Source organism: Microbacterium sp. ZW T2_14 (assembly GCF_044987405.1).
GTDB lineage: Bacteria > Actinomycetota > Actinomycetes > Actinomycetales > Microbacteriaceae > Microbacterium.
In genome coordinates this window covers 1-26426 of the sequence record NZ_JBJDRK010000009.1, presented here as the reverse complement: position 1 = coordinate 26426, position 26426 = coordinate 1, and the positions used below count along the sequence as shown (strand labels likewise).

At 70.0% G+C, this 26426-nt stretch carries 26 protein-coding genes; 21 read left to right on the top strand and 5 right to left on the bottom strand.

The window, feature by feature from the left end; genetic code table 11:
• Window positions 1-104 precede the first annotated feature (104 nt).
• The 3 genes from ACI3KY_RS04905 to ACI3KY_RS04895 all read left to right on the top strand — a co-directional run bounded on the left by ACI3KY_RS04905 (window position 105) and on the right by ACI3KY_RS04895 (window position 3144).
• Complete coding sequence (locus ACI3KY_RS04905; RefSeq protein ID WP_404929084.1) at window positions 105-1040, top strand: ROK family glucokinase; 936 nt, start codon at window positions 105-107, stop codon at window positions 1038-1040.
• 2 nt (window positions 1041-1042) lie between these two features.
• A complete protein-coding gene (locus ACI3KY_RS04900; protein WP_404929083.1) occupies window positions 1043-1732 on the top strand; it encodes a lysophospholipid acyltransferase family protein in 690 nt (229 codons plus the stop codon).
• Between the two features lie 62 nt (window positions 1733-1794).
• Window positions 1795-3144 carry a class II 3-deoxy-7-phosphoheptulonate synthase gene (locus tag ACI3KY_RS04895; protein WP_194415838.1) on the top strand — a complete coding sequence of 450 codons (1350 nt, stop codon included), beginning with the start codon at window positions 1795-1797 and terminating at the stop codon, window positions 3142-3144.
• Between the two features lie 60 nt (window positions 3145-3204).
• Here ACI3KY_RS04895 and pknB read toward each other — a convergent pair whose 3' ends face one another.
• Both pknB and ACI3KY_RS04885 read right to left on the bottom strand, forming a co-directional pair.
• Window positions 3205-5160, bottom strand: a complete 1956-nt coding sequence (gene pknB, locus ACI3KY_RS04890; RefSeq protein ID WP_404929082.1) for a Stk1 family PASTA domain-containing Ser/Thr kinase — start codon at window positions 5158-5160, stop codon at window positions 3205-3207.
• 83 nt (window positions 5161-5243) lie between these two features.
• Window positions 5244-6383: a LysM peptidoglycan-binding domain-containing protein gene (locus tag ACI3KY_RS04885; RefSeq protein WP_404929081.1), complete on the bottom strand. Its 1140-nt coding sequence runs from the start codon at window positions 6381-6383 to the stop codon at window positions 5244-5246.
• A 297-nt stretch (window positions 6384-6680) separates the two neighbouring features.
• On the opposite strand from ACI3KY_RS04885, the gene ACI3KY_RS04880 reads away from it, so the two are divergent.
• Window positions 6681-7031, top strand: coding sequence for an Rv2175c family DNA-binding protein (locus tag ACI3KY_RS04880; RefSeq protein ID WP_404929080.1), 351 nt, complete (start codon window positions 6681-6683; stop codon window positions 7029-7031).
• Between the two features lie 28 nt (window positions 7032-7059).
• On the opposite strand, the gene ACI3KY_RS04875 is transcribed toward ACI3KY_RS04880, so the two are convergent.
• Entirely contained in the window at window positions 7060-8154 is a 1095-nt protein-coding gene (locus ACI3KY_RS04875) for a polyprenyl synthetase family protein (protein WP_404929079.1), read from the bottom strand.
• A 63-nt stretch (window positions 8155-8217) separates the two neighbouring features.
• On the opposite strand from ACI3KY_RS04875, the gene ACI3KY_RS04870 reads away from it, so the two are divergent.
• From ACI3KY_RS04870 to ACI3KY_RS04825, 10 genes are all read left to right on the top strand, one after another.
• Window positions 8218-8583 (top strand): DUF3040 domain-containing protein, encoded by a 366-nt coding sequence (locus ACI3KY_RS04870; RefSeq protein ID WP_194415830.1) that lies wholly within the window; start codon window positions 8218-8220, stop codon window positions 8581-8583.
• Window positions 8584-8778: 195 nt separating this feature from the next.
• Window positions 8779-9210, top strand: a complete 432-nt coding sequence (gene mraZ / locus ACI3KY_RS04865; RefSeq protein ID WP_404929078.1) for a division/cell wall cluster transcriptional repressor MraZ — start codon at window positions 8779-8781, stop codon at window positions 9208-9210.
• 122 nt (window positions 9211-9332) lie between these two features.
• On the top strand, window positions 9333-10301 hold the full coding sequence (gene rsmH, locus ACI3KY_RS04860; RefSeq protein WP_404929077.1) for a 16S rRNA (cytosine(1402)-N(4))-methyltransferase RsmH: 969 nt from the start codon (window positions 9333-9335) through the stop codon (window positions 10299-10301).
• Window positions 10298-10924 carry a hypothetical protein gene (locus ACI3KY_RS04855; protein ID WP_404929076.1) on the top strand — a complete coding sequence of 209 codons (627 nt, stop codon included), beginning with the start codon at window positions 10298-10300 and terminating at the stop codon, window positions 10922-10924. Before rsmH ends, ACI3KY_RS04855 begins: the two co-directional genes overlap by 4 nt.
• Before the next feature lie 57 nt (window positions 10925-10981).
• Window positions 10982-12766: a peptidoglycan D,D-transpeptidase FtsI family protein gene (locus ACI3KY_RS04850; RefSeq protein ID WP_404929075.1), complete on the top strand. Its 1785-nt coding sequence runs from the start codon at window positions 10982-10984 to the stop codon at window positions 12764-12766.
• Between the two features lie 28 nt (window positions 12767-12794).
• Window positions 12795-14207, top strand: a complete 1413-nt coding sequence (murF, locus tag ACI3KY_RS04845; protein ID WP_404929074.1) for a UDP-N-acetylmuramoyl-tripeptide--D-alanyl-D-alanine ligase — start codon at window positions 12795-12797, stop codon at window positions 14205-14207.
• A complete protein-coding gene (mraY, locus tag ACI3KY_RS04840) occupies window positions 14204-15316 on the top strand; it encodes a phospho-N-acetylmuramoyl-pentapeptide-transferase (protein WP_404929073.1) in 1113 nt (370 codons plus the stop codon). The genes murF and mraY overlap by 4 nt, the downstream gene beginning before the upstream one ends.
• On the top strand, window positions 15313-16866 hold the full coding sequence (gene murD, locus ACI3KY_RS04835; RefSeq protein ID WP_404929072.1) for a UDP-N-acetylmuramoyl-L-alanine--D-glutamate ligase: 1554 nt from the start codon (window positions 15313-15315) through the stop codon (window positions 16864-16866). The genes mraY and murD overlap by 4 nt, the downstream gene beginning before the upstream one ends.
• Window positions 16817-18091: a putative lipid II flippase FtsW gene (gene ftsW / locus ACI3KY_RS04830; protein ID WP_404929071.1), complete on the top strand. Its 1275-nt coding sequence runs from the start codon at window positions 16817-16819 to the stop codon at window positions 18089-18091. Before murD ends, ftsW begins: the two co-directional genes overlap by 50 nt.
• Window positions 18092-18245: 154 nt before the next feature.
• On the top strand, window positions 18246-19343 hold the full coding sequence (locus ACI3KY_RS04825) for a UDP-N-acetylglucosamine--N-acetylmuramyl-(pentapeptide) pyrophosphoryl-undecaprenol N-acetylglucosamine transferase (protein ID WP_404929070.1): 1098 nt from the start codon (window positions 18246-18248) through the stop codon (window positions 19341-19343).
• Here the strand turns inward: ACI3KY_RS04825 and ACI3KY_RS04820 are convergent.
• Window positions 19329-19703, bottom strand: coding sequence for a GntR family transcriptional regulator (locus ACI3KY_RS04820; RefSeq protein ID WP_404929069.1), 375 nt, complete (start codon window positions 19701-19703; stop codon window positions 19329-19331). The two genes, ACI3KY_RS04825 and ACI3KY_RS04820, sit on opposite strands and share 15 nt — an antisense overlap.
• Window positions 19700-20617, bottom strand: a complete 918-nt coding sequence (locus ACI3KY_RS04815; protein ID WP_404929068.1) for a hypothetical protein — start codon at window positions 20615-20617, stop codon at window positions 19700-19702. Before ACI3KY_RS04815 ends, ACI3KY_RS04820 begins: the two co-directional genes overlap by 4 nt.
• Before the next feature lie 114 nt (window positions 20618-20731).
• Between ACI3KY_RS04815 and murC the strand changes: the two genes are divergently transcribed.
• The 7 genes from murC to ACI3KY_RS04780 all read left to right on the top strand — a co-directional run.
• Complete coding sequence (murC, locus tag ACI3KY_RS04810) at window positions 20732-22171, top strand: UDP-N-acetylmuramate--L-alanine ligase (protein WP_404929067.1); 1440 nt, start codon at window positions 20732-20734, stop codon at window positions 22169-22171.
• A 243-nt stretch (window positions 22172-22414) separates the two neighbouring features.
• On the top strand, window positions 22415-23248 hold the full coding sequence (locus ACI3KY_RS04805) for an FtsQ-type POTRA domain-containing protein (protein WP_404929066.1): 834 nt from the start codon (window positions 22415-22417) through the stop codon (window positions 23246-23248).
• Between the two features lie 166 nt (window positions 23249-23414).
• Window positions 23415-24566, top strand: coding sequence for a cell division protein FtsZ (gene ftsZ / locus ACI3KY_RS04800; protein ID WP_404929065.1), 1152 nt, complete (start codon window positions 23415-23417; stop codon window positions 24564-24566).
• Window positions 24567-24585: 19 nt separating this feature from the next.
• A complete protein-coding gene (locus tag ACI3KY_RS04795; protein ID WP_404929064.1) occupies window positions 24586-25272 on the top strand; it encodes a YggS family pyridoxal phosphate-dependent enzyme in 687 nt (228 codons plus the stop codon).
• A 32-nt stretch (window positions 25273-25304) separates the two neighbouring features.
• The gene (locus tag ACI3KY_RS04790) at window positions 25305-25769 is read left to right on the top strand and encodes a cell division protein SepF (protein ID WP_404929151.1); all 465 of its coding nucleotides are present in this window, start codon (window positions 25305-25307) and stop codon (window positions 25767-25769) included.
• Window positions 25770-25778: 9 nt separating this feature from the next.
• Entirely contained in the window at window positions 25779-26078 is a 300-nt protein-coding gene (locus tag ACI3KY_RS04785; protein ID WP_404929063.1) for a YggT family protein, read from the top strand.
• A gap of 138 nt (window positions 26079-26216) precedes the next feature.
• On the top strand, window positions 26217-26426 hold a 210-nt coding region (locus tag ACI3KY_RS04780), incomplete at its 3' end, for a DivIVA domain-containing protein (protein ID WP_404929062.1).

Here is a 26426-nt window from a genome sequence, read left to right as displayed (position 1 = left end):
GAGTCTAATCGGCCGTCACACGCCCGCCGGTGGCGGCTGTGGACAGGGACCGCCTCGATAGACTTCACGGGCTGTCGTACGTGCGGCGGCCGGAGAGGGAGATCGTGCTCAAGGTCGGTATCGACATCGGCGGAACCAAGATCGCGGGAGGCGTCGTCGATCAAGACGGTCACATCGTCGAGCAGCTCCGCGTCGACACCCCGAGCGACACCGACGCCCTCGCGCAGGCCGTCGTCGACATGGCCCGCTACTTTCGGGCGGCGCACCGCGTCGCCGCCGTGGGTGTGGCGGCAGCCGGATTCATCGACCGCGACCGCGCCACGGTCATCCACGCGCCGAACATCGACTGGCACAACGAGCCGCTGAAGGCGACGCTCGAAGACGGCATCGGCCTTCCGGTCACCATCGAGAACGATGCGAACGCCGCCGGATGGGCCGAGTTCCGCTTCGGGGCCGGACGCGGCGTCGAGCACATGATCATGCTCACGATGGGCACGGGGGTCGGCGGCGCGATCGTCCTCGACGGCCAGCTCTTCCGCGGCGGACACGGCATCGCCGCCGAGCTCGGTCACACCCGCTTCATCCGCGACGGCCTTCTGTGCGGCTGCGGACAGCGGGGATGCCTCGAGCAGTATGCGTCCGGTCGCGCGCTGCAGCGCGAGGCCGGTGAGATCGCCGACGCGGGCGGCATCGGCGCGGCACTGGCGGCTCATCGCAACGAGCACGGCTCGATCAGCGGACCCGCCGTGTCACGACTCGTCCTCGCGGGCGACGCCGGCGCCGCCGAGGCGCTGCGTCGCGTCGCGACCGCCCTCGGCGAAGCGTGCGGCGGGTTCCAGGCCGTGCTCGACCCCGAGCTGTTCGTCATCGGCGGCGGCGTCGCCCAGCTCGGCGACGCGCTGCTGGAGCCGATGCGCGTGGCGTACGAGCGATCGCTGCCCGGTTACGGCGACCGGCCCATCGCGACGTTCGCGATCGCGAAGCTCGTGAACGACGCGGGCCTCATCGGCGCGGCCGACCTGGCGGGCACCGAGGCATAGCGATGTTCTACTGGCTGATGAAGTACGTGGTGATCGGGCCGATCGTCAAGGCGATCTGGCGCCCGTGGATCGTCGGCCGCCGCAACGTCCCCGCCGAGGGGGCCGCGATCCTGGCGAGCAACCACCTGTCGTTCGTCGACTCGGTCTTCCTGCCGCTGATGCTCGACCGGCGAGTGGCGTTCCTGGCCAAGAGCGACTACTTCACGGGCAAGGGGCTCAAGGGCACCGCCACCCGCATCTTCATGAAGGGCACCGGCCAGCTCCCGATCGACCGCTCCGGGGGCAAGGCCTCAGAGGCCTCGCTCAACACCGGGCTGCAGGTGCTGGGCAGCGGCGAGCTGCTCGGAATCTATCCCGAGGGCACGCGCAGCCCCGACGGCAAGCTGTACCGCGGCCGCACCGGCATCGCGCGCATGGCGCTCGAGGCGCACGTGCCCGTGGTGCCGGTGCTCATGGTCGACACCGACACGATGATGCCGATCGGCACCACCGTGCCGCGCATCGTGCGAGTCGGCATCGTCATCGGCGAGCCGCTCGACTTCTCGCGGTTCGCCGGCATGGAGGGCGACCGCTACATCCTGCGCTCGATCACCGACGAGATCATGGTCGCGCTGCAGCGGCTGGGCGAGCAGGAGTACGAGGACGTCTACGCCTCGACGGTGAAGGATCGCCTGAAGAAGAAGCGCTCCTGACGGCCGGGCGAACGAGCGTCACGCGGCGCCGGCCGTCGGCCCGCCACGGCTAGACTCGAGGGATGCTTCAGCAGCTCGACGCACTCGACCACTGGCGGACCCTGCCCATCAAGCAGCAGCCGCAGTGGTATGACGCCGAGCTGGTGGCGGCCACATCCGCAGAGCTCGCCACGCTGCCCCCGCTGGTCTTCGCGGGCGAGGTCGACAACCTGCGCGACCGCCTCGCCCGGGCGGCCTCGGGACGCGCGTTCCTGCTGCAGGGCGGCGACTGCGCAGAGACCTTCGCGGGTGCGACCGCCGAGCAGATCCGCAACCGCATCAAGACGGTGCTGCAGATGGCCGTCGTTCTCACGTACGGCGCATCCATGCCCATCGTCAAGATGGGCCGCATGGCCGGCCAGTTCGCCAAGCCGCGTTCCAGCGACACCGAGACCCGCGGAGACGTCACCCTCCCCGCGTACCGCGGCGACATCGTGAACGGCTACGACTTCACCGAGGGCTCGCGTCAGGCCGACCCGCAGCGTCTGCTGAAGGGGTACCACACGGCGGCTTCGACCATCAACCTCATCCGTGCGTTCACGCAGGGCGGCTTCGCCGACCTCCGCGAGGTGCACTCCTGGAACAAGGGCTTCGCACAGAACCCGGCGAACCAGCAGTACGAGCGCCTGGCGACCGAGATCGACCGCGCCATCCGGTTCATGGAGGCCGCCGGCGCCGACTTCGACGAGCTCAAGCGCGTCGAGTTCTACACCGGTCACGAGGGCCTGCTGATGGACTACGAGCGGCCCATGACGCGGATCGACTCGCGCACCGGCACGCCGTACAACACCTCGGCGCACTTCCTCTGGATCGGCGAGCGCACGCGCGACCTCGACGGCGCGCACGTCGACTACTTCTCGAAGATCCGCAACCCCATCGGCGTGAAGCTCGGACCGACGACCACGCCCGAGACGGCCCTGGCGCTCATCGACAAGCTGGATCCGAATCGCGAGCCCGGCCGCCTCACGTTCATCACCCGGATGGGCGCGGGCAAGATCCGCGACGCACTGCCCCCGCTGCTGGAGGCCGTGCGCGACTCGGGCGCCACGCCGCTCTGGGTCACCGACCCGATGCACGGCAACGGCATCACCACGCCGACCGGCTACAAGACGCGTCGCTTCGACGACGTCGTGGACGAGGTGCGCGGCTTCTTCGAGGCGCACCGCGCGGTCGGCACCTTCCCGGGCGGCATCCACGTCGAGCTCACCGGCGACGACGTCACCGAATGCCTCGGCGGGTCCGAAGAGATCGACGAGGCCGCACTGGCGACGCGCTACGAGTCGCTGTGCGATCCGCGCCTGAACCACATGCAGTCGCTCGAGCTGGCGTTCCTCGTCGCGGAAGAGCTCGAGAAGCTCACCGCCCGCTCCTGACCACGCAGAAGATCCCGGATGCCGCGGCCCGCGGCATCCGGGATCTTCTTCGTTCTGCGGTCAGAGTGCGGCGGCGATCCGCAGGGAGATCACGGTGCCCCGCGGCTCCAGGTCGTCGGCGTCGGGCTTCTGGGATTCGACCTGTGTGAACGGGTCGGGGAAGGCGTCCCAGCGGTCGTCGTAGTCGATGGTGAAGCCGGCATCGGTCGCCGCCTGGCGAGCCTCGGCGAGCGTCATGCCGACGAGATCGGGGATCGCGAACAGCGGGGGACCGGTCGACACGACAAGGGTCACCGTGTCGCCGGGGGCGAGCCAGCCGCCGTCGTCCTTGCCGATCACGCGGATGACGCGTCCCTCGTCCACCGAGTCGCTCGCCTCGGTCTGGCTGGGATCCGCGACGGTGAGCCCGATACCCTCGAGGGTGCTGCGCGCCTTGCCTTCGCTCTCGCCCGCCACGTCGGGCAGCGGGCCGAGCGACACCTGGAGCCACGCGCTGTCGCCTTGATGCACCGTGCAGCCGTCGATGCACGGGACGTCCTGCGACCCGTCGTCGGGAGCCCCCGCCGGCCGGACGAAGGCGCCGACGACCGTGCCGGCGGCCGCATCCGTGAAGAATGTGGCGCTGTCATCAGCGACCGAGACGGACTGCGCGGTGAAGGTCGCGCGCGCGTCGTCCTCGGTCATGCCCGCGAACGCGGCGAACGTCGCCTCAGCGGGGCCGAGCGAGACGAACACGTTGATCTCGGAGGACTTCTCGACGCGCGTGCCCTGCGGCGGATTGGTGCGGATGACCTGCCCGGCGGCCACCTCGAGGCTGTTCTCGCCCTGCTGCACGGCGGTCAGGGAGTCCTCTTCGAGGATCGCGGCGGCCTCCTCGAAGGTCTTACCCGTGACGTCGGCGACGGCGACGAGGGAGCCGGGTCCGGAGCCGAACCACCAGCCGAGCCCGCCTGCGAGCGCTGCGAGCAGCAGCACGAGGACGATGAGCCATGCGCCACGGGAGCGGCGGCGCTGGGTGGCACGGCGGAGGCGGCCCGCGTTGTCGACCTCGTCCATCGCGGCGGTGGGCCCGGTCGCGACGCTCGGCAGCACCGCGGTGAGCTCGCCCGTGGGCGTGACCTCGTTGCGCACGACGCCGATCGGGCCGGTCCGGGTGACAGTGGGCGAGATGCCGAGCTCGCGCTCGATGTCGCGCAGACGCTGCAGCATCTCGCGGGCGTCGATGGGCCGCTCGTCGGGCGACTTCTCGGTCGCCCACAGCACGAGCTCGTCGAGCTGCTCGGGCACGCCGGGGTTCTTCACGCTCGGCCGGGGCACCGAGTCGGTCGCATGCTGGAAAGCGATCTGCATCGGCTGCTCGCCCTTGTAGGGCTGCTCGCCCGTGAGCATCTCGTAGAGCATGATGCCGATGGCGTAGATGTCGCTGCGGGCATCGGCGGTGCCGCGGGTGACGAGCTCGGGAGCGAGGTAGGCGATCGTGCCGAGCAGCTGGGCGCCCGACGCGGTGTTCGCGGTGGTGGCACGCGCGAGCCCGAAGTCGCCGATCTTGATGCGGCCGTCTTCGGCGAGGAGCACGTTCTCGGGCTTGACGTCGCGGTGGACGATGCCCGCCTTGTGCGCGGCCGCAAGGCCCGAGAGCACCGCGTCGAGGATCGAGATCGCCTGCGGCACGGTGAGCCGGCGCTGCTCGCGGAGCAGCTCACGCAGCGTGATGCCGGGGAGGTACTCCATGACGAGGTACGCCATGTCGCCGTCCTGGCCCTGGTCGAACACGTTGACCACGTTCGGATCGGCCAGGCGGGCGGCGGCGCGAGCCTCCTGGATGAACCGGCTCTGGAACACCGTGTCGTCGCTCAGGTGGCCGTGCATGACCTTGAGCGCGATGCGACGCTCGAGGCGCAGATCAGTGGCGACGTAGACCGTCGCCATGCCGCCGCGCGCGATGCGAGCACGCACCCGGTACCGGCCGTCGACCAGACGGCCGATCAGCGGGTCCGTCTGCTGACTCGTGCTCACGCTGAGAGTCTACGGACGCGGGCCTGCGAGCACGCGGAGCGCCTCACCCGGCGAGATCGTAATGTGACGGTTCCTCCGCGCGATCAGCGGAGTGCCGCGAGCCATGCGTGCGCCGAGGTCTCCCACTGCGCATAGGCGTCGGGGTACGCCGAGATCTGCACCGCCTGGGCCGCCTGCGTGAAGGTCAGCCCCTCCCAGCCGGGGATGTCGAGGAGACCGCGCGTGCGCGAGCCGTTCGGATCCCCCGAACCGCCGAAGAAGGCGCGGGTCGCACGTGCGGCGTCCTGCACCTCCGCCTCGGTGCCCCAGCCGTGGCTCGGCCGCTGCTGGAACAGTCCGAGCGAATCCCTGTCTCCCCACGTCACGTTGCGCAGCGACGACTCCTGCATCGCGGTGCCGAGTGCGATCGCGATGCCGCGGTCGGACACCCCGAGTTCGCGGCCGATGCGCACGATCAGCTGCGCGTTGGCGACCTGTTCGGCGGTCAGTCCGGGAACGGACGGCGCGGATGCCGGGATCCTGAGCGTCTGGCCGGGGTAGATGATCGAGGACCGGGCCAGGCCGTTGGCGGACAGCACCGCATCGATCGTCACGCCGTAGCGATGGGCGATCGCGCTGATGGTGTCGCCCGCGACGATCGTGTGGCTGCCGGCGGCCGGCGCACTGGGCGCGGGAGCCGGTGCGGGCGCCGGCGCGGGCGCGGGAGCGGATGCTGCGGGCGCGGCCGCGCCCGGGATCGTGAGGGTCTGGCCGGGGTAGATGATCGACGACCAGCCCAGCCCGTTGGCGGCCAGCACGGCATTGGTCGTGAGTCCGTGGCGCTTCGCTATGGCGCCGACGGTGTCGCCCTGCTGCACCGTGTAGGCGCCACCTGTGGGCGCGGGCGCCGGCACCGCCGGCGCGGCGGCGCCCCCGGCGAGCTTCAGCACCTGGCCGGGGTAGATCGGCGAGGACCATCCGAGTCCGTTGAGCGCGAGCACATCGGTGGTGCGCAGCCCGAAGCGCGCGGCGATGCGGCTCACGGTGTCGCCGGGTTGCACGGTGTAGGTGGCCGGCGCCGTCTGCGCGGGCACGCGGGCAGCGGCGGGCGCGGCGATCGTCGCAGCGGGCGCGGCCATCGCCGCCCTGGGGCCGGAGACGGTCGGCACACCGGCTGCCCCGGGCCGCACGCCGGGGAACACGGTGTGGGCCTCGCGGTCGGCGCTTCGTCCGGCGGCATCCACTGTGCTCGGATGCCCTGTCGCCGCGTGGGCGGGGACGGCCGACAGCGTCAGCGCGAGAGAGCCCGCGAGAGCGACTGGGACGCCGGCGAGAAGCGTCCGCGATGAGGCGGCGCTCCGATGGACGATGTTTCTGGTACTCCGGACCTGTCGCACGAGTTTTCCCCCCTCAGCCGACTCCGAAAACCGTGTCACGGAAGTCGATTGGTGTCAACGGGTGCTATAAGAAGTGACTGATGTGACTGGTGTGGCCAGAGTGGACGCGCCGCGGCCGCGATGCGATCTGAGATAGTTGGTGTCGTGACCTCTGACGACGCCTCCCGCTTCGAGACCGACTGGCTCACCCTTCCCGATCTGGTGGAAGTGCTGGGCGAACCGCTGGGCCGCGTGCGCCGGATGCTCGACGAGTTCCAGCTCGTCGGCTCCAAGCGGGACGGCGTCCTGAAGGTGCCGTCCGTCTTCATCGTCGACGGGCACCCGCTGCCGTCGCTTCGTGGCACCGTCTTCGTGCTTCACGACGCCGGGTTCTCCGACGACGAGGCGATCGACTGGCTGCTCGCCCCTGAGGAGTCCATCGGGATGCCGCCGATCGAGGCGCTCCTCGCCGGCCGCAAGAGCGAGGTGCGCCGGGTCGCACGCACGGTGCTCTGACCGCAGCGTCAGGTGGTTCGCCGGTGATTCAGGTCGTTCGCACCGTCGCGGCGCGAGCCAGGTCCCGGAGTTCGCCCACTGCCGCGTTGCCCAGGCGAGCGCCCGACAGTGCACGGTCGGCCTCGCGGGCGTAGTCGGCGATGAGCCGTTCGACGCGGTCGAGCGCGCCGGTGTCGACGATGGTCCGTTGCAGCGCCGCGATCTGTTCCGGGTCGAGGTCGGGCTGTCCGATCAGCTCATCGACGAGGCGCCGCGCGCCCGGCGCGAGCGCCTCGCGGGCGTACGCGACCAGGACCGTGCGTTTGCCCTCGCGCAGGTCGTCGCCGGACGGCTTCCCGGTGGCGGCCTCATCGCCGAAGACACCCAGCACGTCGTCGCGCAGCTGGAACGCCATGCCGAGCGGATGCCCGAACGCGGCCAGCGCGGCAGCCTGGGCGGCGTCGGCTCCTGCGAGCGCCGCGCCGATGGCGAGGGGTTGCTGCACGCTGTAGCGCGCCGACTTGAAGGACGCCACGCGCAATGCCCGCTCGGCGTGCCGTTCGTCGGGCGCGGTGACGAAGGCCGACTCCTCGGCGATGTCGAGGAACTGTCCGAGCGTGACTTCCCGGCGCATCAGCGCGTACTCGCGGCGGGCGGCGGCCGCACGGTCGGGCGAGGTCTCGCCGAGCCCCTCCTCGAGGAGGTCGTCGCTCCACGCGACGAGGAGGTCGCCGAGCAGGATCGCCCCCGACCGGCCGAAGGCGTCGGCATCGCCGCGCCATCCGGACTCACGGTGCCCCGCCTCCAGGGCTCGGTGCGCCGAAGGGCGGCCGCGGCGCGTGTCGGAGTTGTCGATGAGGTCGTCGTGGACGAGAGCCGCGGCATGGAAGACCTCGAGCGCCGCCGCGGCGGCCACGACGGGTTCTGCGATCCTTCCGCTCGCCGTCGACACCTCCTCCACAGCCCTCCACCCGGCGATGCAGAAGCGTCCGCGAAGGCGTTTGCCGCCCGTCGCCGCGTCCGCGGCGGCGGCGATGAACCTCGCTGCCTCGGCTCCGGCATCCGTCACGCTCTCGCGCTGTGCCGAGATGAACATGTCCACTCGCTGAGAAATGGCTTCGATCGGCTCTGCGAGTGCTGACACGGGCCTAGCCTAGTGACGAACGGCACGCGTACAATCGAGCCACCGAAGTACAGAGGGGGATGCATGCCACTCTCCGAACAGGAGCAGCGCCTGCTGGACGAGATGGAACGCCATCTCATGCGCAACGACGCGGATGTCGTCAGCGCGCCCCGCGACGGACGCACTCTGAGCTATCGAAACATCGTCTACGGCACGATCCTCGTGCTGCTGGGGCTCGGCGGTCTGATCGTCGGGGTCTCGCAGCAGTTGATCGTCGTCGGCGTGATCGGCTTCGTCGTGATGCTGGGCGGAGTCCTTCTCGCCGTCACGCCGGGTCGCGGCCCGGGCAAGATTCCGACCGAGCCCGACCGGCCGGCGAAACCACAGAATGCCTCTTCGTTCATGGACCGCATGAACGACCGATGGGACAAGCGGCAAGGCGAGCGCTGAGCGCCGCCGGCTGAGTCCGAGCGAGAAGCACCGACCTCCGGGTCGGTGCTTTTTTGTTGCCCCAAGATCCCCTCCGATCCCACGCACGACTCCGCGCCGGGGCGGAATGTCACCGAATTGATAGCGAAGTGGAGGAGAGTGGAGTAAAGTGGCGTACGACCCGGGGGGGCCGGACGAAGGGGGTGTGATGTACCGATGCTGTTGGGCACGCACACACCCAAGCTCGATGACAAAGGTCGCGTCATCCTCCCGGCGAAGTTCCGCGACGATCTCGGTGGGGGTGTCGTCGTGACGCGCGGACAGGATCGCTGCCTGTACGTGTTCAGCGAGAAGGAGTTCGAACGGGTGCACGACCGCATCCGCGAGGCCCCGCTCGCCAACAAGCAGGCACGCGACTTCCTGCGCATGTTCCTCTCGGGCGCCAGTGCCGAGAACCCCGACAGTCAGAACCGCATCACGATCCCCCCTCCGCTGCGCGCATACGCCGGCCTGGAGCGCGACCTCGTCGTCACCGGCGTAGGCGCTCATGCCGAGATCTGGGACGCCACGGCATGGAACACCTATGCCGAGGCCAACGAAGAGACATACGCCGAGCTGGAGCAGGAGGTGATTCCGGGCCTGTTCTGAGGCTCCTGTCGCCTGAGTCCTGACTCCCAGCCGCTCCCGCCCTGTCGCCACTTCCCCGGTGCCAGGTCAGAGCGGATGGGGATCAGGACCCAGGGGACAAGACCTCGGAGGCCCTGCCCGTCATGAACCTGCGCGACATCCACACCCCGGTCATGCTCGAGCGCTGCATCGAGCTGCTCGCTCCCGCGCTCGAGCGCGAGGGTGCCGTCTTCGTCGATGCGACGCTCGGCATGGGCGGCCACTCCGAGGCGTTCCTCGAGCGCTTCCCGCACCTTCACCTCGTCGGCCTCGACCGCGACACCGACGCGCTGCGCATCGCGGGGGAGCGCCTCGCGCGCTTCAGCGACCGCATCACCCTCGTCCACACCGTCTACGACGGAATCGCGGATGCCGTCACCTCGAGCGGTTTCGCCGCGGCAGACGGCATCCTCTTCGATCTCGGGGTCTCGTCGCTGCAGCTCGACGTCGCCGACCGCGGCTTCGCCTACGCGCAGGATGCTCCTCTCGACATGCGCATGGACCAGTCGGCGGGCACGACGGCGGCCGACATCCTGGCGAGCTACGGCGAGGGCGACCTGCGGCGCATCTTCGAGCGGTACGGCGAGGAGAAGCTGGCGGGCCGGTATGCCCGCGCGATCATCGCAGCCCGGGCTCAGGAGCCGATCGAGCGCTCGGGGCGGCTCGTCGAGATCCTGCAGGCGGCGACGCCGGCGGCGGTGCAGCGCACCGGCCACCCCGCCAAGCGCGTGTTCCAGGCGCTGCGCATCGAGGTCAATCGCGAGCTCTCGGTGCTCGAACGCGCGATTCCCGCCGCTCTCGGCATCCTGCCGGTCGGCGGGCGCATGGTCGTGCTGTCGTACCAGTCGCTCGAGGACCGGCTCATCAAGCGCGCGCTCGCCGAGGCATCCGCGTCGACCGCGCCCGCGGGGCTCCCGGTCGAGCTGCCGCAGCACGCCCCCAGATTCCGACTGCTCGTCAAGGGTGCCGAGCTCGCCACCGACGAAGAGCGCGCGGTCAACCCGCGTGCGACGCCGGTGCGCCTGCGCGCCGCCGAGCGCATCAGGCCCGAGCACGCGGAGGGTGCGGCATGAGCACGATCGCCAACGCCACGACAGCGGCCCGTCTCTCAGGGCCGGCTGCACGCCGCCCGATCGGCGGTGCCGCACCGGATCGAGCAGATGCCCCGCACCGGCGCCTGCAGGTCGTCGACGCGCCCGCCCGCCGCCGTCGCCCCAAGCTCTTCTACGGGATCGTGGCCGTGCTCGGCGCCTTCCTCATCGCCGGCGCGCAGATGTCGCTGTCGATCATGACGACGCAGAGCACGTACGAGCTCGCCGCGCTCTCGAAGGAGCAGCGCGACCTCACGTACCAGAAGCAGATCCTGTACGACGACGTCGCAGGACTGAGCTCGCCGCAGTATCTCGCCGCGAACGCCGCCGCACTCGGCATGGTGATCAACGAGGCGCCGAGCTACCTCCGGCTGAGCGACGGCGCGATCCTGGGTCCGTCCGAGGTGGCCATGGGGTCGTCATCGGTCGACGCCATCGGTCGCGGCGCGGTCGCGAACGCCCTCATCACCGACACGCCGCTCGTCACCGTCCCCGACGCCACCATCGACGGCGTCCCCGTCCCGGTGGCCGAGACGCCGGACGGCGGAGTCGGCAACACTCCGCCGCCGCTCACCGACGGACTGCCCACTCCGAGCACACACTGAACCGACGGCACCGCCGGCGGTCGACACGAGAACGCGAGACCAGAGCACGAGACGCACATGACGACACGAAGCACGAGAAGTCCCCGCCGCCGCACCGTCGTCGCCCTCGCCGTCGTCCTCGCCGTCCTCGCCGGCTTCATCGTGCGCCTCGTCGACATCCAGGTCGTGAACGCCGATGACCACGTGAAGGACTCGCTCGACACCGCCTTCGCCAGCGAGCAGACGCTCTACGGCACGCGCGGCGCCATCGTCGACGAGAACGGCCAGGTGCTGGCCGGCAGCATCCTGCAGTACGACTGTCAGCTCTCGCCGCTGCTGATCAGGCAGACCGACGCGTCAGTGCTCGAGGGCAAGTCGAAGTCGAGGCTCTGGGCGGACGTCTCGGATGACGTCGCCCGGATCACCGGGCAGACGCCGGAGGAGGTGCGCGGCATCGTCGCCACCGCGCTCGCGGAGAATCCGGACTCGGAGTTCGCCTACCTGAAGAAGAGCGTGTCGACGGAGACGTTCCGCGAGCTCGCCGACCTCAAGGCCCCCTACATCACCTGCATGCCGCATCCGGCGCGGGCGTACCCCGACGGCGCCGTCGCCGGCAACCTCGTCGGATTCGTCGGCACGGATGGAAAGCCGCAGGAGAGCCTCGAGCGCTCGCAGAACGACTGCCTCGCCGCCACGAACGGCACCCGCACCTACGAGAAGGGGAAGGACGGGGTCGTGATCCCCGGCACCGAGGTGGAGAGCCCCGCGACCGACGGCGGCACGCTGGAGCTGACCATCAACCGGGACCTGCAGTGGTATCTGCAGCAGCTCATCGCCGAGCAGACCCAGAACATGGTCGCCCAGCACGGCTCGATCCTCGTGTACGAGGTCAAGACCGGGAAGGTGCGGGCCGCCGCCGAGTACCCGACCGTCGACCCGAACAACGTCGACGCCACCGACGTCAAGGACCGCACCAGCCAGATCTTCCTCGGCACATTCGAGCCCGGATCGACGTTCAAGGGCCTCACCGCGGCGACCGTCATCGACGCCGGAGGGCAGACTCCCACCTCGACGGTCGTCGCCTCCAGCGAGGAGCACTTCGCCGACGGTGCGCGGGTGCGGGACTCGTTCAAGCACCCCGCGAACACCTACACGCTGACCGGCGTGCTCATCGACTCGTCCAACGCGGGAATCTCGAAGTTCAGCGAGAAGGTCGACAAGCAGACGCGCTACGACTACTTCCAGCGCTTCGGCATCGGCCAGGGGACCGCGTCCGGGTACCCGGGCGAGGAGAACGGCCTGGTCTATCCCGCCGACCAGTGGGGTGCGCAGACGACGTACAACACCTCGTTCGGGCAGGGTGTGACCACGACGATGCCCGAGCTCGCCCGCGCGTACGGCGCGATCGTCAACGGCGGCGTCCGCATGCCGCTGCAGATCATCGAGTCCTGCACGAAGGCGGACGGCACGGTGGTCGAACCGGAGGTCGCCGAGCCCGAGCGCGTCCTCAGCGAAAGCACTTCGGCTGAGATGCGCCAGATGCTCGAGAACGTCTTCCTGCAGGCGCCCTACGCCAAGACCGTCGCGATTCCCGGATACCGGATCGGCGGAAAGACCGGCACCGGCGAGAAGAGCGACGGCCACGGCGGCTACAAGCAGGGCGTCTACTACACGACGATGGTCGGTTTCGCCCCCGCCGACGACCCCCAGTACGTGGTCGTCGTCACGCTCGACGAGCCGACGAAGGTAACATCGTCTGCGGCCAACGCGACCGCGTTCCAGAAGGCCATGACCCAGGTTCTCAAGACCTACCGCGTCATGCCCTCGACGACGTCGCCGGAGCTGCTGCCCAAGTTCGGGTAGCCTCCCCACCCGACGGAGAGTCCCCCAGATGATCGCGCTCACCATCGCCCAGATCGCCCATGCCATCGCGGGCGAGACGCACCTCGCCGACGGCGACACGCCCGACACGCTGATCTCGGGGGCCGTCGACACCGATTCCCGGCTCATCCGCCCGGGCGGGGTGTTCGTCGCCAAGCCCGGCGAAGAGACCGACGGACACCTGTTCGTCGACGCCGCCGTCGCGAACGGCGCCGCCCTGGCGCTCGTGGAGCGCCGGGTCGACGCCGCAGTGACGCAGATCGTCGTGCCCGACGTCGTCGCGGCACTCGCCGCGCTCGCCCGCGAGGTCGTGCAGCGCGTCCGGACGGGCGGAGAGCTGCGCGTCGTCGGCATCACCGGCTCCAACGGCAAGACCACCACCAAGAACCTGCTCGCACGCATCCTCGAGGGCGAGGGCGAGACCGTCTCGCCGAAGGCATCCTTCAACAACGAGGTCGGCGCGCCGCTCACGATGCTGCGCGTCACCGACACCACGAAGTTCCTCGTGAGCGAGTTCGGCGCGAGCGCGCCCGGCGAGATCGCCCGACTGGCGGGGCTCGTCGACCCCGACGTCGGCGTCGTGCTCATGGTCGGCATGGCGCACGCCGGCGGGTTCGGCGGCATCGAGGCCACGTTCCACGCCAAGTCCGAGCTGGTGCGCGCGCTGGGCGACAGGGGAGTGGCCGTGCTCAACGCGGATGACGCCCGCGTCGCCGCGATGGCGCCGATCGCCGCGGAGCAGGGCGCGAGCGTTCGGTGGTTCGGCCGCGGCCCGGCCGCCGAGGTGCGCGCCGACGACGTCGTGGTGACGGCATCCGGAACATCCTTCACGGTGACCGCCGACGGCGCCTCGCTGCCGCTGCGACTGCGTGTGCTGGGCGAGCACCACGTCATGAACGCCCTCGCCGCCATCGCCGCCGCGACCACGCTCGGGGTGTCGCTGGCGGACGCCGTGGCTCGCCTGGAGACGGTTGAGATCGCCGAACGGTGGCGTATGCAGCCGCTCGGATCGGATCGCGTGCGCATCATCAACGACGCGTACAACGCCAGCCCCGACTCGATGTCGGCCGCGCTGCGCACCCTCGCCCAGATCACCGGCCCGGGGGAGCGTACCGTCGCCGTGCTGGGGGCGATGAGCGAGCTCGGCGAGTACGCCGAGGACGAGCACGACCGCGTGGGCCTGCTGGCGGTGCGGCTGGGCATCCAGCGCATCGTCGTCGTCGGCGACGCTGCGCGCCGGATGTACCTCGAAGCTGTCGCACAGGGCTCGTGGGACAACGAGGCCGTCTTCTTCGCCACCGCCGACCAGGCGTTCGACTACCTGCAGGGCGAGCTGCGAGACGGTGACCGCGTGCTCGTGAAGTCGTCGAACTCGGCAGGACTGCGGTTCCTGGGTGATCGTCTGGGAGAATCGTTCTCGTGAGATCTCTCCTGACGGCGGCGGCGATCTCGCTGGCATTCACCCTCTTCCTCACCCCCGTCTTCCTGCGGCTCTTCCGCAAGTGGGGCTGGGGACAGGTGATCCGCACCCCGGAGGACATCCGCAACCCCAACCACAAGGCGAAGCGCGGCATCCCCACGATGGGCGGCACGATCTTCATCGTCGGCACGATCGTCGGCTACCTGGTCGGCTGCTACGTCGGCAACAACCCGCCGACCGTCTCGGGTCTGCTGGTGATCTGGATGATGGTCGGACTGGGCGCGGTCGGCTTCATCGACGACTACATGAAGGTGCGCCAGCAGAAGTTCATGGGGCTGAGCGGCTGGCGCAAGATCCTGGGGCAGGTCATCGTGACGGTGCCGTTCGGCATCGTGGCCCTGAACTTCCCGAACGAGTTCGACCAGACGCCGGCCTCGCCGTACATCTCCGTGTTCCGCGACGTGCCGGTGCTCGGCTTCATGACGCTCGGGCTCATCGTCGGATGGATCCTCTATCTCGCCTGGGTGACGTTCATCGGCGTGGCCTTCTCCAACAGCACCAACGTGACCGACGGCCTCGACGGCATGGCCGCCGGCGCCGGCATCTTCGTGATCGGCGCGTACAGCCTGATCGCCTTCTGGCAGTTCAACCAGGCGTGCTGGGGCGGGGAGGCGCTGTCGGCAGCCGCCAAGGCCGCCTGCTATCCGACCCGCGACCCGTTCGACCTGGCGATCGTCTCGGCGTCGTTCGTCGGCGCTCTGATCGGGTTCCTGTGGTGGAACGCGCCGAAGGCCAAGGTCTTCATGGGTGACGTCGGATCGATGGCCATCGGCGGCGTGATCGCCGCGATGGCGATCCTCACCCGCACCGAGCTGCTCGCCGTGCTGGTCGCCGGCGTCTTCATCATCGGGCCGGGTTCTGTGATCCTGCAGCGTCTCTACTTCAAGATCACGCGCGGCAAACGCCTGTTCCTGATGAGCCCGTTCCACCACCACCTCGAACTGCGCGGCTGGTCGGAGGTCACGATCGTGGTGCGCATGTGGATCATCGCCGGTCTCCTCGCGGTGTCGGGGGTCGGATTCTTCTACGTCGAATGGCTCTCCCGCACATGACCTCGGAACGACTGTCCGCCCTCACCAGCTGGAACGCCGATTGGAAGGGCCTCCGCGTCGCGGTGCTCGGGATGTCGGTCACCGGCTTCTCGGTCGCCGACACCCTGGCCGAGCTCGGCGCCGACGTCCTCGTCGCCACGGAGCAGGCCGATGAGGAGTACGCGCGGCTGCTTCCGGTCATCGGGGCGCGCCTGTGGACAGGGTCGCTCGCGTCCGTGCCCGCGGAGCTCGCCGACTTCTCGCCCGAGGTCGTCGTGGCGTCGCCCGGCTTCTCGCCGCGGCATCCCGTCATCGCGTGGGCGCTGCAGAACGACATCGCGCTCTGGGGCGACGTCGAGCTCGCCTGGCGCGTGCGCGACAAGGTCCTGCGCGCGGACGGCACGCCGGCGGAGTGGCTTCTCATCACCGGCACCAACGGCAAGACCACGACCACGCGCCTCGCCGCGAACATGCTCGTGGCGGGCGGACTGCGGGCAGCGCCGGTGGGCAACATCGGCACGCCGGTGCTCGACGCCGTGCGCGACCCGTCCGGCTTCGACGCCCTCGTGGTCGAGCTGTCGAGCCACCAGCTCTGGTACCTGGGGCTGCAGGACTCGCCCGACCCGCTGTCGCCGTGGGCGGCCGTCTGCCTGAATCTCGCCGACGACCACCTCGAGTGGCACGGCTCCTTCGACGAGTACCGCGTGGCCAAGGCGCACGTGTACGACAACACGCGTGTCGCGTGCGTCTACAACAAAGCGGATGCCGCGACCCAGCGCATGGTCGAAGACGCCGAGGTGGTCGAGGGCGCGCGCGCCATCGGCTTCGACCTCGGCGTGCCGGGGCCGAGCGACCTCGGTCTCGTCGACGGCATCGTCGTCGACCGCGCCTTCCTCGACGACCGCCGCACCAGCGCGCTGGAGCTCACCACGGTCGACGAGCTCGCCTCGCTGGGCCTCGCCGCTCCGCACATCGTCTCCAACGTCCTGGCGGCTGCCGCGCTGGCGCGCTCGCTGGACGTCGCGCCTGCGGCGATCCGGGATGCCCTGCGCGCCTTCCGGCTGGACCCGCACCGCATCGAGGTCATCGCGCGCCACGGCGGCATCACCTGGGTCGACGACTCCAAGGCCACCAACCCGCACGCGGCAGCCTCGTCGCTCGCCGCCTACCCGGGCGCCGTGTGGGTCGTCGGCGGTCTGCTCAAAGGCGTCGACGTCTCCGAGCTCGTGTCGGGTCGCGGTGCCGGCGCGAAAGCGGCCATCGTGATCGGCGTCGACCGGACAGCGGTGGTCGCCGCGTTCGAGCGACACGCGCCGGCGGTGCCGGTATTCGAGGTCGACGCCGCTGAGACTGAAGAGGTCATGGCGCAGGTCGTGGAGCTGGCGGCAGGGGTGGCGCGTGACGGGGACGTGGTTCTGCTCGCTCCCGCCGCGGCATCCTTCGACCAGTTCGCGTCGTATGCGGACCGCGGTCGCAGATTCGCTGCGGCGGTGAGGGAACGGATCGGAACGGGGGAGCCGGATGACCACGACGCAGCCGCCCCGAACCCGGGAGACCCCGACTCCGCCTGAGCCTCCCGCGCGACGCGGGCTCGCCGCCCGCGTCTCGCTCGGCCGCGTCTTCGCGCCGGTGCCCAGCGAGTTCCTGCTCATCGCCTCCACGGCGCTCCTGCTGACGGTCTTCGGCCTCGTCATGGTGCTGTCGGCGACGTCGGCGACCGCCACCGCCCAGGGCGAGGCCCCCTGGGAGATGGTGCTGAAGCAGGTGATGTTCGCCGCGGTGAGCATCCCCCTCATGTTCATCGCCAGCCGTCTGCCGATCAGCTTCTACAAGAAGATCGCGTGGCCCGCGCTCATCGTCGGCGTGGCGGTCCAGATGCTCGTGTTCACGCCGCTGGGCATCGACAACGACGGCAACCGCAACTGGATCAACATCGGCGGCGTGCAGGCACAGCCGTCCGAGTTCCTCAAGCTCGGTCTGGCGCTCTGGCTGGCGTTCGTGCTGTTCCGCAAACAGACCCTGCTGAGCAAGTGGCAGCACGTGTTCATCCCGGTCGTGCCGGTATCGATCGCCGTCTTCGCCACCGTCCTCGCCGGACACGATCTCGGCACGGTGATCATCCTGGTGCTCGTCCTCCTGGGCGCCCTGTTCTTCTCCAACGTCAAGCTGCGGCTGTTCGTGATCCCGCTGCTGGTCGCTGCGGCGGGGCTCGCGGTGTTCGCGATCACCAGCCCGAACCGCATGAAGCGCATCATGAGCTTCCTGGATCAGGACTGCCTCGCCGACTACCTCAACTCCTGCTACCAGCCGCTGCACGGCATCTGGGGTCTCGCCAGCGGCGGCGTCTTCGGGCTGGGCCTCGGCAATTCGCGCGAGAAGTACGACTGGCTGCCGGCCGCGGCGAACGACTACATCTTCGCGATCGTCGGTGAGGAGCTCGGTCTCATCGGCTGCGCTGTGGTGCTGACGCTCTTCGCCCTGTTCGCCGTCGGCGCTTTCCACGTCATCCGCAAGACCGACGATCCGTTCGTGCGCATCGCCGCAGGCGGCATCACCGTGTGGATCATCGGGCAGGCGCTCATCAACATCGGCGTCGTGCTGCGCGTGCTCCCCGTCCTCGGTGTGCCGCTGCCGTTCATGTCGCAGGGCGGCACGTCGCTGCTGTCGGTGCTGCTCGCATCCGGGGTGCTGCTCGCGTTCGCGCGCTCCCTCCCGGCCTCCGTCGCCCGGCGTGAGGCCGCCATCGCCGCCGCGCGGGCCGCGCGCGAGCGCGCGAAGCTCCGCGCCGTCCGCTGAGCCTGGGCATCCGTCCCGACCGTCGTCGTGCCGTCACCTTCGGTGTGCCCGCGGGGTTTGGGGCGCGGCGCGACCGTTCGGGGCGGGTGACGTGCGCCCCGAACGGGCGCCGTGCGCCCCGAACCCCGTCGGCGCGGCCAGGTAGGCTCGGGGAGTGACGACGTACCTCCTGGCCGGCGGCGGTACCGCCGGACACGTCAACCCGCTCCTCGCTGTCGCCGATGCGCTGCGCGCACGGGATCCCGAGGCCGAGGTGCTCGTGCTCGGCACCCGCGAAGGACTCGAGGCGCGGCTCGTGCCCGAACGCGGCTACGAGCTGCTGTTCGTCGACAAGGTGCCGTTCCCGCGGCGCCCGAACACGGCAGCGGCCGCGTTCCCGGCGCGGTTCCCGCGGGCGATCGCTCAGGTGCGCCGTCACATCGCCGAGCGCGGGGTCGATGTCCTCGTGGGGTTCGGCGGCTACGCATCGGCGCCCGCCTACGTCGCGGCCCGCCGCGCGCGCGTGCCGTTCGTCGTGCACGAGGCGAACGCGCGCCCCGGTCTGGCGAACGTGCTCGGCGCGCGCCGAGCCGCGGGTGTCGGTGTCGCCTTCGAGGGCACGCCGCTGAAGCGTTCGCGGGTCGTGGGGATGCCGCTGCGCCGCGAGATCGTGAGCCTCGACCGCGGGGCGCTCCGGGCGGAGGCGGCCGAGTACTTCGGGCTCGACCCGGCGAAGCCTGTCGTGCTGGTCTTCGGCGGCTCTCTCGGCGCCCAGCGGCTCAACGAGGCGTTCGGCGAGGGGCACGGAGCCGCCTGGCGCGACGTGCTGGACGCCGGCTGGCAGCTGCTGCACGCGACGGGGGAGCGTTCGACGCTGACCGACCCGGGCGTGCCGGGATACGCGGTGCGCCGCTACCTCGACCGCATGGACCTCGCCTTCGCGCTGGCGGACGTCGTCGTGTCGCGCGCCGGTGCCGCGACGGTCAGCGAGATCAGCGCGCTCGGCATCCCGACCGTCTACGTCCCGTACGCCGTCGGCAACGGCGAGCAGGCTCTCAACGCCGCGTCCGCCGTCCGCGCCGGAGCCGCGATGCTGATTCCGGATGCCGGGTTCACGGGTGACCGCGTGCGCTCCGAGGTCATCCCGCTCCTCACCGACGAAACCCGGCGTGCCGCGATGGCGGCGGCGGCGGCATCCGTCGGCACCCGCACCGGAACCGAGAACGTCGTCGCGATGATCGACGAGGCCCTCCAGCATTCAGGACGCGGGTGACGCCTCACCGCCCCGCAGCGCGGCGGTGACGATCGCGAGCGCCTCGTCGGCGTCGAGGCGCAACTCCCGCACCTGCTCGGCGAAGGCGGCGGCGGCGCGCTGGAGCTGCTGACGAGCCGGATCGGCGTCGAACGCGACGAACGTGCCGTTGCGGCCACGGGTCTCGATGATGCCGGATGCCTCGAGCTCGCGGTACGCGCGTGCCACCGTGCCGGGTGCGATGCCCAGGTCTTCGGCAAGGCGGCGGACCGTGGGAAGCCGTGCGCCGGCGGCAAGCTCACCGGACGCGACGGCGTCGACCAGGCCGGCGCGGAGCTGCTCGAACGGGGGGACAGGCGAGGACGGGTCGATGACGATCATGCGGCAGTCCCTTCCGCGGCGACGGGTCGGCGGAGCCATTCCGGGTAGAGCCCGGCGCGAAGACGGCGTCCCGTGCTCGGGTAGAGGAACGTGAGGGCGATGACGCCCCACGTGGGCACCTGGCTCGCGAATGTGCTGAACAGTCCGTCTGCCCCCAGCCAGAGGGCGGCCAGCGCGAGCGCACATGCCAACCAGGCGGGCAGCGCCGCGGAAAGTCGCAGCGCGCTGAGCGTCGTCGTGCGGAACGCGTCGTCCCATGCGAGTTCCAGGGTGTCCGTGGCCGGCTGCGGCTGCGCCAGCACCAGTCGCTCCACGGGTGGCAGCGCGACGAGCACGACTGCGGTGAGGACCAGTGCGAAGACCGCAGCTGCTGCGTAGGCGTCGTCCACGCGGGACGGCTGGCGGACCCACTGCAGGGCGAGCATTGTGAACGCGAGGACAGCAGCTACGGCGAGAGTCCACGGCAGCACGAGCCGGAATCGATCGAGATAATCCACCGCGCCCAGTGCACGGGCTCGGGCCACTCGCGGTGCGTCGGGTGCAGGCCGGAAAAGTCGCTCCCGGACGCTGACGACGGCCGAGGCGAACCCTGTCGCGACGAGCACTGGGATGACCACGATGATCGGAAATGCCGGGTTGACCGCAACGGGAGCGAGTAGGAGCGGTGAAAGGGCCACCGTCATCACCAGCATCGTGACGGCTGTCGTGAGGCTGCTGACACGACCCCGCCGAACGACCGATTCCCGGGTCGTCGTGGTTCCGTATGGAAGGCGCACGCGCACCGAGAATCGGTCTGCGCGGGCGTACGCGGACGTCTTCGAAGACATCGCGATGACAAGCCCGACGCACAGCAGCAGCAGGACGAGGAGGAATGCGGCGTTCAAGGCCTTCACGACCTCGTCATCGATGTTCACGCCTCCTTTGTACGCGTTCTGTACCAATGTGTCAACACAAACTCGAGGCGCACACCACCTGCCTCAGCGCGCCGGGGCCGTGGTCACCGCCGCCCAACTTAGGATTGACGGGCCATGATCAGACCCGATCTCAGTCTTCCCATCCCCGACGACATCACCGCCGCCCACTTCATCGGAATCGGCGGATCCGGCATGTCGGGGCTCGCCCGCATGTTCCTGGAGCGCGGCATCCGCGTGTCCGGGTCCGACCGCGCCGACAGCAAGGGGCTGCGCGAACTCGCCGAGCTCGGGGCGACGGTCTACGTCGGTCACGACGCGGCGAACCTCGCCGACGACGTCGACACCGTCGTGCACACCGGTGCGATCTGGCCCGAGAACCCCGAGTTCCTGCTCGCCAAGGAGCGCGGCCTGCACGTGATCCACCGTTCGCAGGCGCTGCACTGGCTCATCGGCGGACGCCGGCTCGTGTCGGTCGCCGGTGCGCACGGCAAGACGACGTCGACGGGCATGATCGTGACGGCGCTGCGCGACCTGGACGTGGACCCCACGTTCGTCAACGGCGGTGTGATCGCACAGCTCGGCGTGTCGAGCGGCAGCGGGCGCGACGGCCTCTTCGTCATCGAGGCGGACGAGTCGGACGGGACGTTCCTCCTGTACGACACGTCGATCGCCCTCATCACCAACGTCGACCCCGACCACCTCGATCACTGGGGCACGCGAGAGGCGTTCTACGGCGCGTTCGCCCGGTTCGCGAACGAGGCGCGAGAAGCCGTCGTCATCTCGTCCGACGATGCCGGCGCCCGGCTGGTGGCCGCGCAGCTCACCCATCCGCATGTCGTCACCTTCGGTGAGTCCGAGGATGCGACGGTGCGCGTGAGCGACATCATCACGGACGGACCCGTCTCCTTCCGCATCACGCACGCCGGGACCACCGTCGACGCCCGGCTGCCGATCCCCGGTGCGCACAATGCGATCAACGCCGCAGGAGCCGTCGCGGTGCTCCTGACACTCGGCCACGAGCTCCAGCCCGCAGTGCGCGCGGTCGAAGGCTTCTCAGGCACGGTGCGGCGCTTCGAGCTGCACGGGGTCGAACGCGGCGTCAGCGTCTTCGACGACTACGCCCACCACCCGACCGAGGTCGCGGCGGCCCTGGCAGCCGCTCGCACCGTCGTGGGCGAGGGGCGCATCATCGCGATCCAGCAGCCCCACACGTACTCCCGGACGAAGGACATGTACCAGGAGTTCGCCGATGTGCTCGAGCGCTATGCCGACCACACCGTCATGCTGGATGTGTACGGTGCCCGGGAGGATCCCGTGCCGGGCGTGACCGGCGAGCTCGTGAGCGACGCCTTCGCCGACCCGTCGCACGTGCACTTCGTGCCGGACTGGCAGGAGGCCGCCGACTACACCGCCTCGGTCGCCCGAGACGGCGACTACGTGATCACCCTCGGCTGCGGCAACGTGAACCTGATCATCCCGCAGGTGCTCGAGGCGCTGGGTCGCGCGACCGCCGGCGCGTCTCACCCGGCCGAGACCACGAGCCCGACGGAGTAGGACCGCATGCGCCGCCCGTCGCCGTTGCCGCAGCCGCCGGTCGCCTCGCGCGGCGCGGCGAGTGCTGCCGCGCCGACGCGGCCGGTCTCGGACGAACGATCCCGCGAGCCCCGACCCACCGATGTCCCGGAGCCGGAGCACACGGAGGGGCTGCCCCTCGACGAGAACGAAACGGCGCCCGTCATCCCGTTGGCGCCGCCGACGGCTCGGCCGGAGACGGCCTCTGCGGCGGACCCCGGGCGGGTGCCGGATGGTGAGAAGACCCCCCGCGAGAAGACCTCGCGCGGAAAGACTCCGGATGCCGGCGACGTCGGCTTCCGCGAGGTCTGGAAGGCCTCGCGGGCGCGGCGCAAGGCGCTGCGCGCCGAGATCCGCCGCTTCACCGTGCGTCAGCGACGCCGGCGCGCGATCTGGCTCGGAGTCGCGGCATCCGTGGTCCTCCTCGCTCTCGGCACCATCGGCGCCGCGTACAGCCCGCTGTTCGGAGTCGAGAAGATCACGGTGGTGGGCGCGCAGCAGCTTGCAGCCGACGACGTCGCCGACGCGCTGTCCGGACAGCTCGGCACGCCTCTGCCTCTTGTGGACGAGAGCGCCGTGAAGGCCGAGCTCGTCGCGTTCCCGTTGATCGAGACCTACGCGCTCGAGGCGCGTCCGCCCCACGAGCTGGTGGTGCGCATCGTCGAGCGCACGCCGATCGGACTCATCGAGACCCGCGCGGGGTACACGCTCGTCGATGCGGCCGGCGTCGCGCTGTCGACCACGGCGTCGGGCGAGCCGAGTCCCGGCACACCCCTGCTCACGGTCACCGGCGGTGTGGATTCGGACGCCTTCGCCGCGGCGGGACAGGTGATGCGGTCGCTGCCCGACGACATCCGCGCGCAGGTGACGGAAGTGACGGCCTCCACGCCCGACGACGTCACCCTCACACTGGGCGGTTCGAACGCGCAGGTCGTGTGGGGGAGTGCCGAGCAGTCCGCGCGCAAGGCGGTGGTGCTGGCCACCGCCATGGCGGCCCGGCCGCCGGCCGATGTCTCCAGCTATGACGTGTCGTCGCCCGACGCGATCGTCATCCGCTGACGCCGACGTCACGACTTCCGCGACGGGATGCCGCGACACGCCGATGCGTTGCGGGCGCGAGCGCAGTGTCCGCTTACTTTCGAGTCAAGGAATTGCATACCGGGCAATTCTTTATACCTCTACTAGAGGTTGAAGGTTTAGAAGGTCCAGGGCTACGGAGGCCGGCATGAGCCAGAACCAGAACTACCTCGCCGTCATCAAGGTCGTCGGCGTCGGCGGCGGCGGCGTCAACGCGGTCAACCGCATGATCGAGCTCGGCCTGCGGGGCGTCGAGTTCATCGCCATCAACACCGACGCCCAGGCGCTGCTGATGAGCGACGCCGACGTCAAGCTCGATGTGGGGCGCGAGCTGACCCGCGGGCTCGGCGCAGGCGCCGACCCGGAGGTGGGTCGCCGCGCGGCCGAAGACCATGCGGAAGAGATCGAAGAAGCGCTGCGCGGCGCCGACATGGTCTTCGTGACCGCGGGCGAAGGCGGCGGCACGGGCACCGGCGGCGCGCCGGTGGTCGCGAAGATCGCCAAGTCGATCGGCGCGCTCACCATCGGTGTCGTGACCAAGCCCTTCTCGTTCGAGGGCCGCCGACGCCAGCAGCAGGCCGAGACCGGCGTCGCGAAGCTCAAGGAAGAGGTCGACACCCTCATCGTGGTGCCGAACGACCGCCTCCTCGAGATCAGCGACCGCGGCATCTCGATGATCGAGGCGTTCGCGACGGCCGACCAGGTGCTCCTCGCCGGTGTGCAGGGCATCACCGATCTCATCACCACGCCGGGTCTCATCAACCTCGACTTCGCCGACGTGAAGTCGGTCATGCAGGGAGCAGGTTCGGCCCTCATGGGCATCGGCTCCGCACGCGGCGCCGATCGTGCCATCAAGGCCGCCGAGCTCGCGGTCGAGTCGCCGCTGCTCGAAGCGTCGATCGAGGGCGCGCACGGTGTGCTCCTGTCGATCCAGGGCGGATCGAACCTCGGCATCTTCGAGATCAACGACGCCGCGCAGCTCGTCAAGGAGGCCGCGCATCCGGAGGCCAACATCATCTTCGGAACGGTCATCGACGACACGCTCGGCGACGAGGTGCGCGTCACCGTCATCGCGGCCGGCTTCGACGGCGGCGAGCCCGAGAAGCGCATCGAGCCGATCACGGCGTCGCGCATCGTCTCGACGCCCGCTGTGCCGGTGACGCCCGCCGACGAGGCCGCCAAGGACCGCGACGTCGTCGAGCAGTCGGCCGTGCCGGTGCCCGTCGGCGCGGTCACCGAGTCGTCGTACGACGCGGCGTTCGGCGATGACGATCTCGACATCCCCGACTTCCTCAAGTAAACGGTCGGCTCGCTCGGCCGTGGGAGAACTGCGCGCGCGTCTCGCGACGATCGATGAGCGGATTGCGGATGCCGCGCGCGCGGCCGGTCGCGATCCGTCGTCGCTCACGCGCATCGTCGTGACCAAGTTCCACCCCGCGTCGCTCGTCGGCGAGCTCTACGAGCTCGGCGTCCGCGACGTGGGGGAGAACCGGCAGCAGGAGTTCAGCCGCAAGGTCGTCGAGGTCGGCGATCTCCCCGGCCTGCGCTGGCATTTCATCGGGCAGGCGCAGACCAACAAGGCGCGCGCGATCCGTGGCGCGGCATCCGTCGTCCATTCGCTCGACCGCGCGCGCCTCGCCGATGCGCTGGACGCGGCCGGCGAGCCCGACGAGCCGGCGCTGGACGTGCTGCTGCAGGTCAACCTCACCGACGACCCCGGTCGCGGTGGAGTCGACCCCGGCGATCTCGAGGCGCTCGCCTCGCACGTCGCCGCGCTCGCGTCGCTGCGCGTGCGCGGCGTCATGGCCGTCGCGCCGCTCGACGAGCCGCCGGCGGCCGCATTCGCGCGGCTGAACACCCTCTCGGGCGCCGTGCGCACGGTCGTGCCCGACGCGGACTGGATCTCCGCCGGCATGACGGCCGACTTCGCGGAAGCGATCGCCGCCGGCGCGACACACCTTCGGATCGGTTCGGCAATCACCGGCCCCAGACCACAACACGGTTAACCTCGGAACAGATGAGCACTACGGAGGATCAGATGTCGAACCCGCTCAAGAAGACCATGGTGTACCTCGGCCTCGCCGACGAGGAAGAGGTCTACGAAGAGCCGGCGCCCCAGCCGCGTGCTCGGAAGTCGGAGCAGGTGGTCGACAAGCCCGCAGCGCCGATCACCCCGATCCACCGCCCCGCGGTCGTGCGTCAGCCGGCTCCCGCGACGATCAACGAGATCCTCACGGTGCACCCCAAGCAGTACCGGGACGCCCAGATCATCGCCGAGAACTTCCGTGACGGCATCCCCGTCATCATCAACCTCTCGCAGATGAGCGACGCCGACGCGCGCCGTCTGATCGACTTCGCCAGCGGGCTCTCCCTGGGCCTGTACGGCCGCATCGAGCGTGTCACGAGCAAGGTGTTCCTGCTCTCGCCCGAGAACGTCGCCGTGTCGGGCGACGGAGCCGTCGCCCAGGCGGACCCGGACTCGGTCCCCTTCACGCAGCCGTAGTCTGGCTTCGTGGCCGTCGTACAACTCATCGCAGCGATCCTCAACCTCGCGCTGCTGCTCTATGTCTTCGTATTGCTGGCGCGGCTGATCCTCGATTGGATTCCGTTCTTCAACCGCGAATGGCGCCCGCGGGGCGCCGGGCTCGTCGTCGCGGAGCTGATCTACACCGTCACCGACCCGCCCATCAGGCTGTTCCGGCGCTTCATTCCGCCGCTGCGCGTGGGTGCCGTCGCGATCGACTTCGGGTTCGCGCTGACGATGCTGGGCTGCTTCATCCTGCTCAGCATCACGCGCACCCTCGCGGGCTGAACCGACGACGCGCGCCGACCGTCGCGTCGTCTTCGACACTCCCAGAACCGATGACTATGCTTTGCTGATACGAACGGCCGCCAGCCGGCGGTCGCCCCGACATCGGCCAGCGACCAGACGCTCGAAAGAGGAATCACCATGGCATTGACCCCCGATGACGTCGTCACCAAGCAGTTCCAGCACGTCCGCTTCAAGGAGGGTTTCGACCCCGATGAGGTGGACGATTTCCTCGACGAGATCGTCGTGGAGTGGCGCAAGTCCATCGCCGAGGCCGAGGAACTGCGGGCCAAGCTGGCGGCGTACGAATCGGGTGCTGCTCCCGCACGCGCGGCCGAGCCGGCCCCCGCC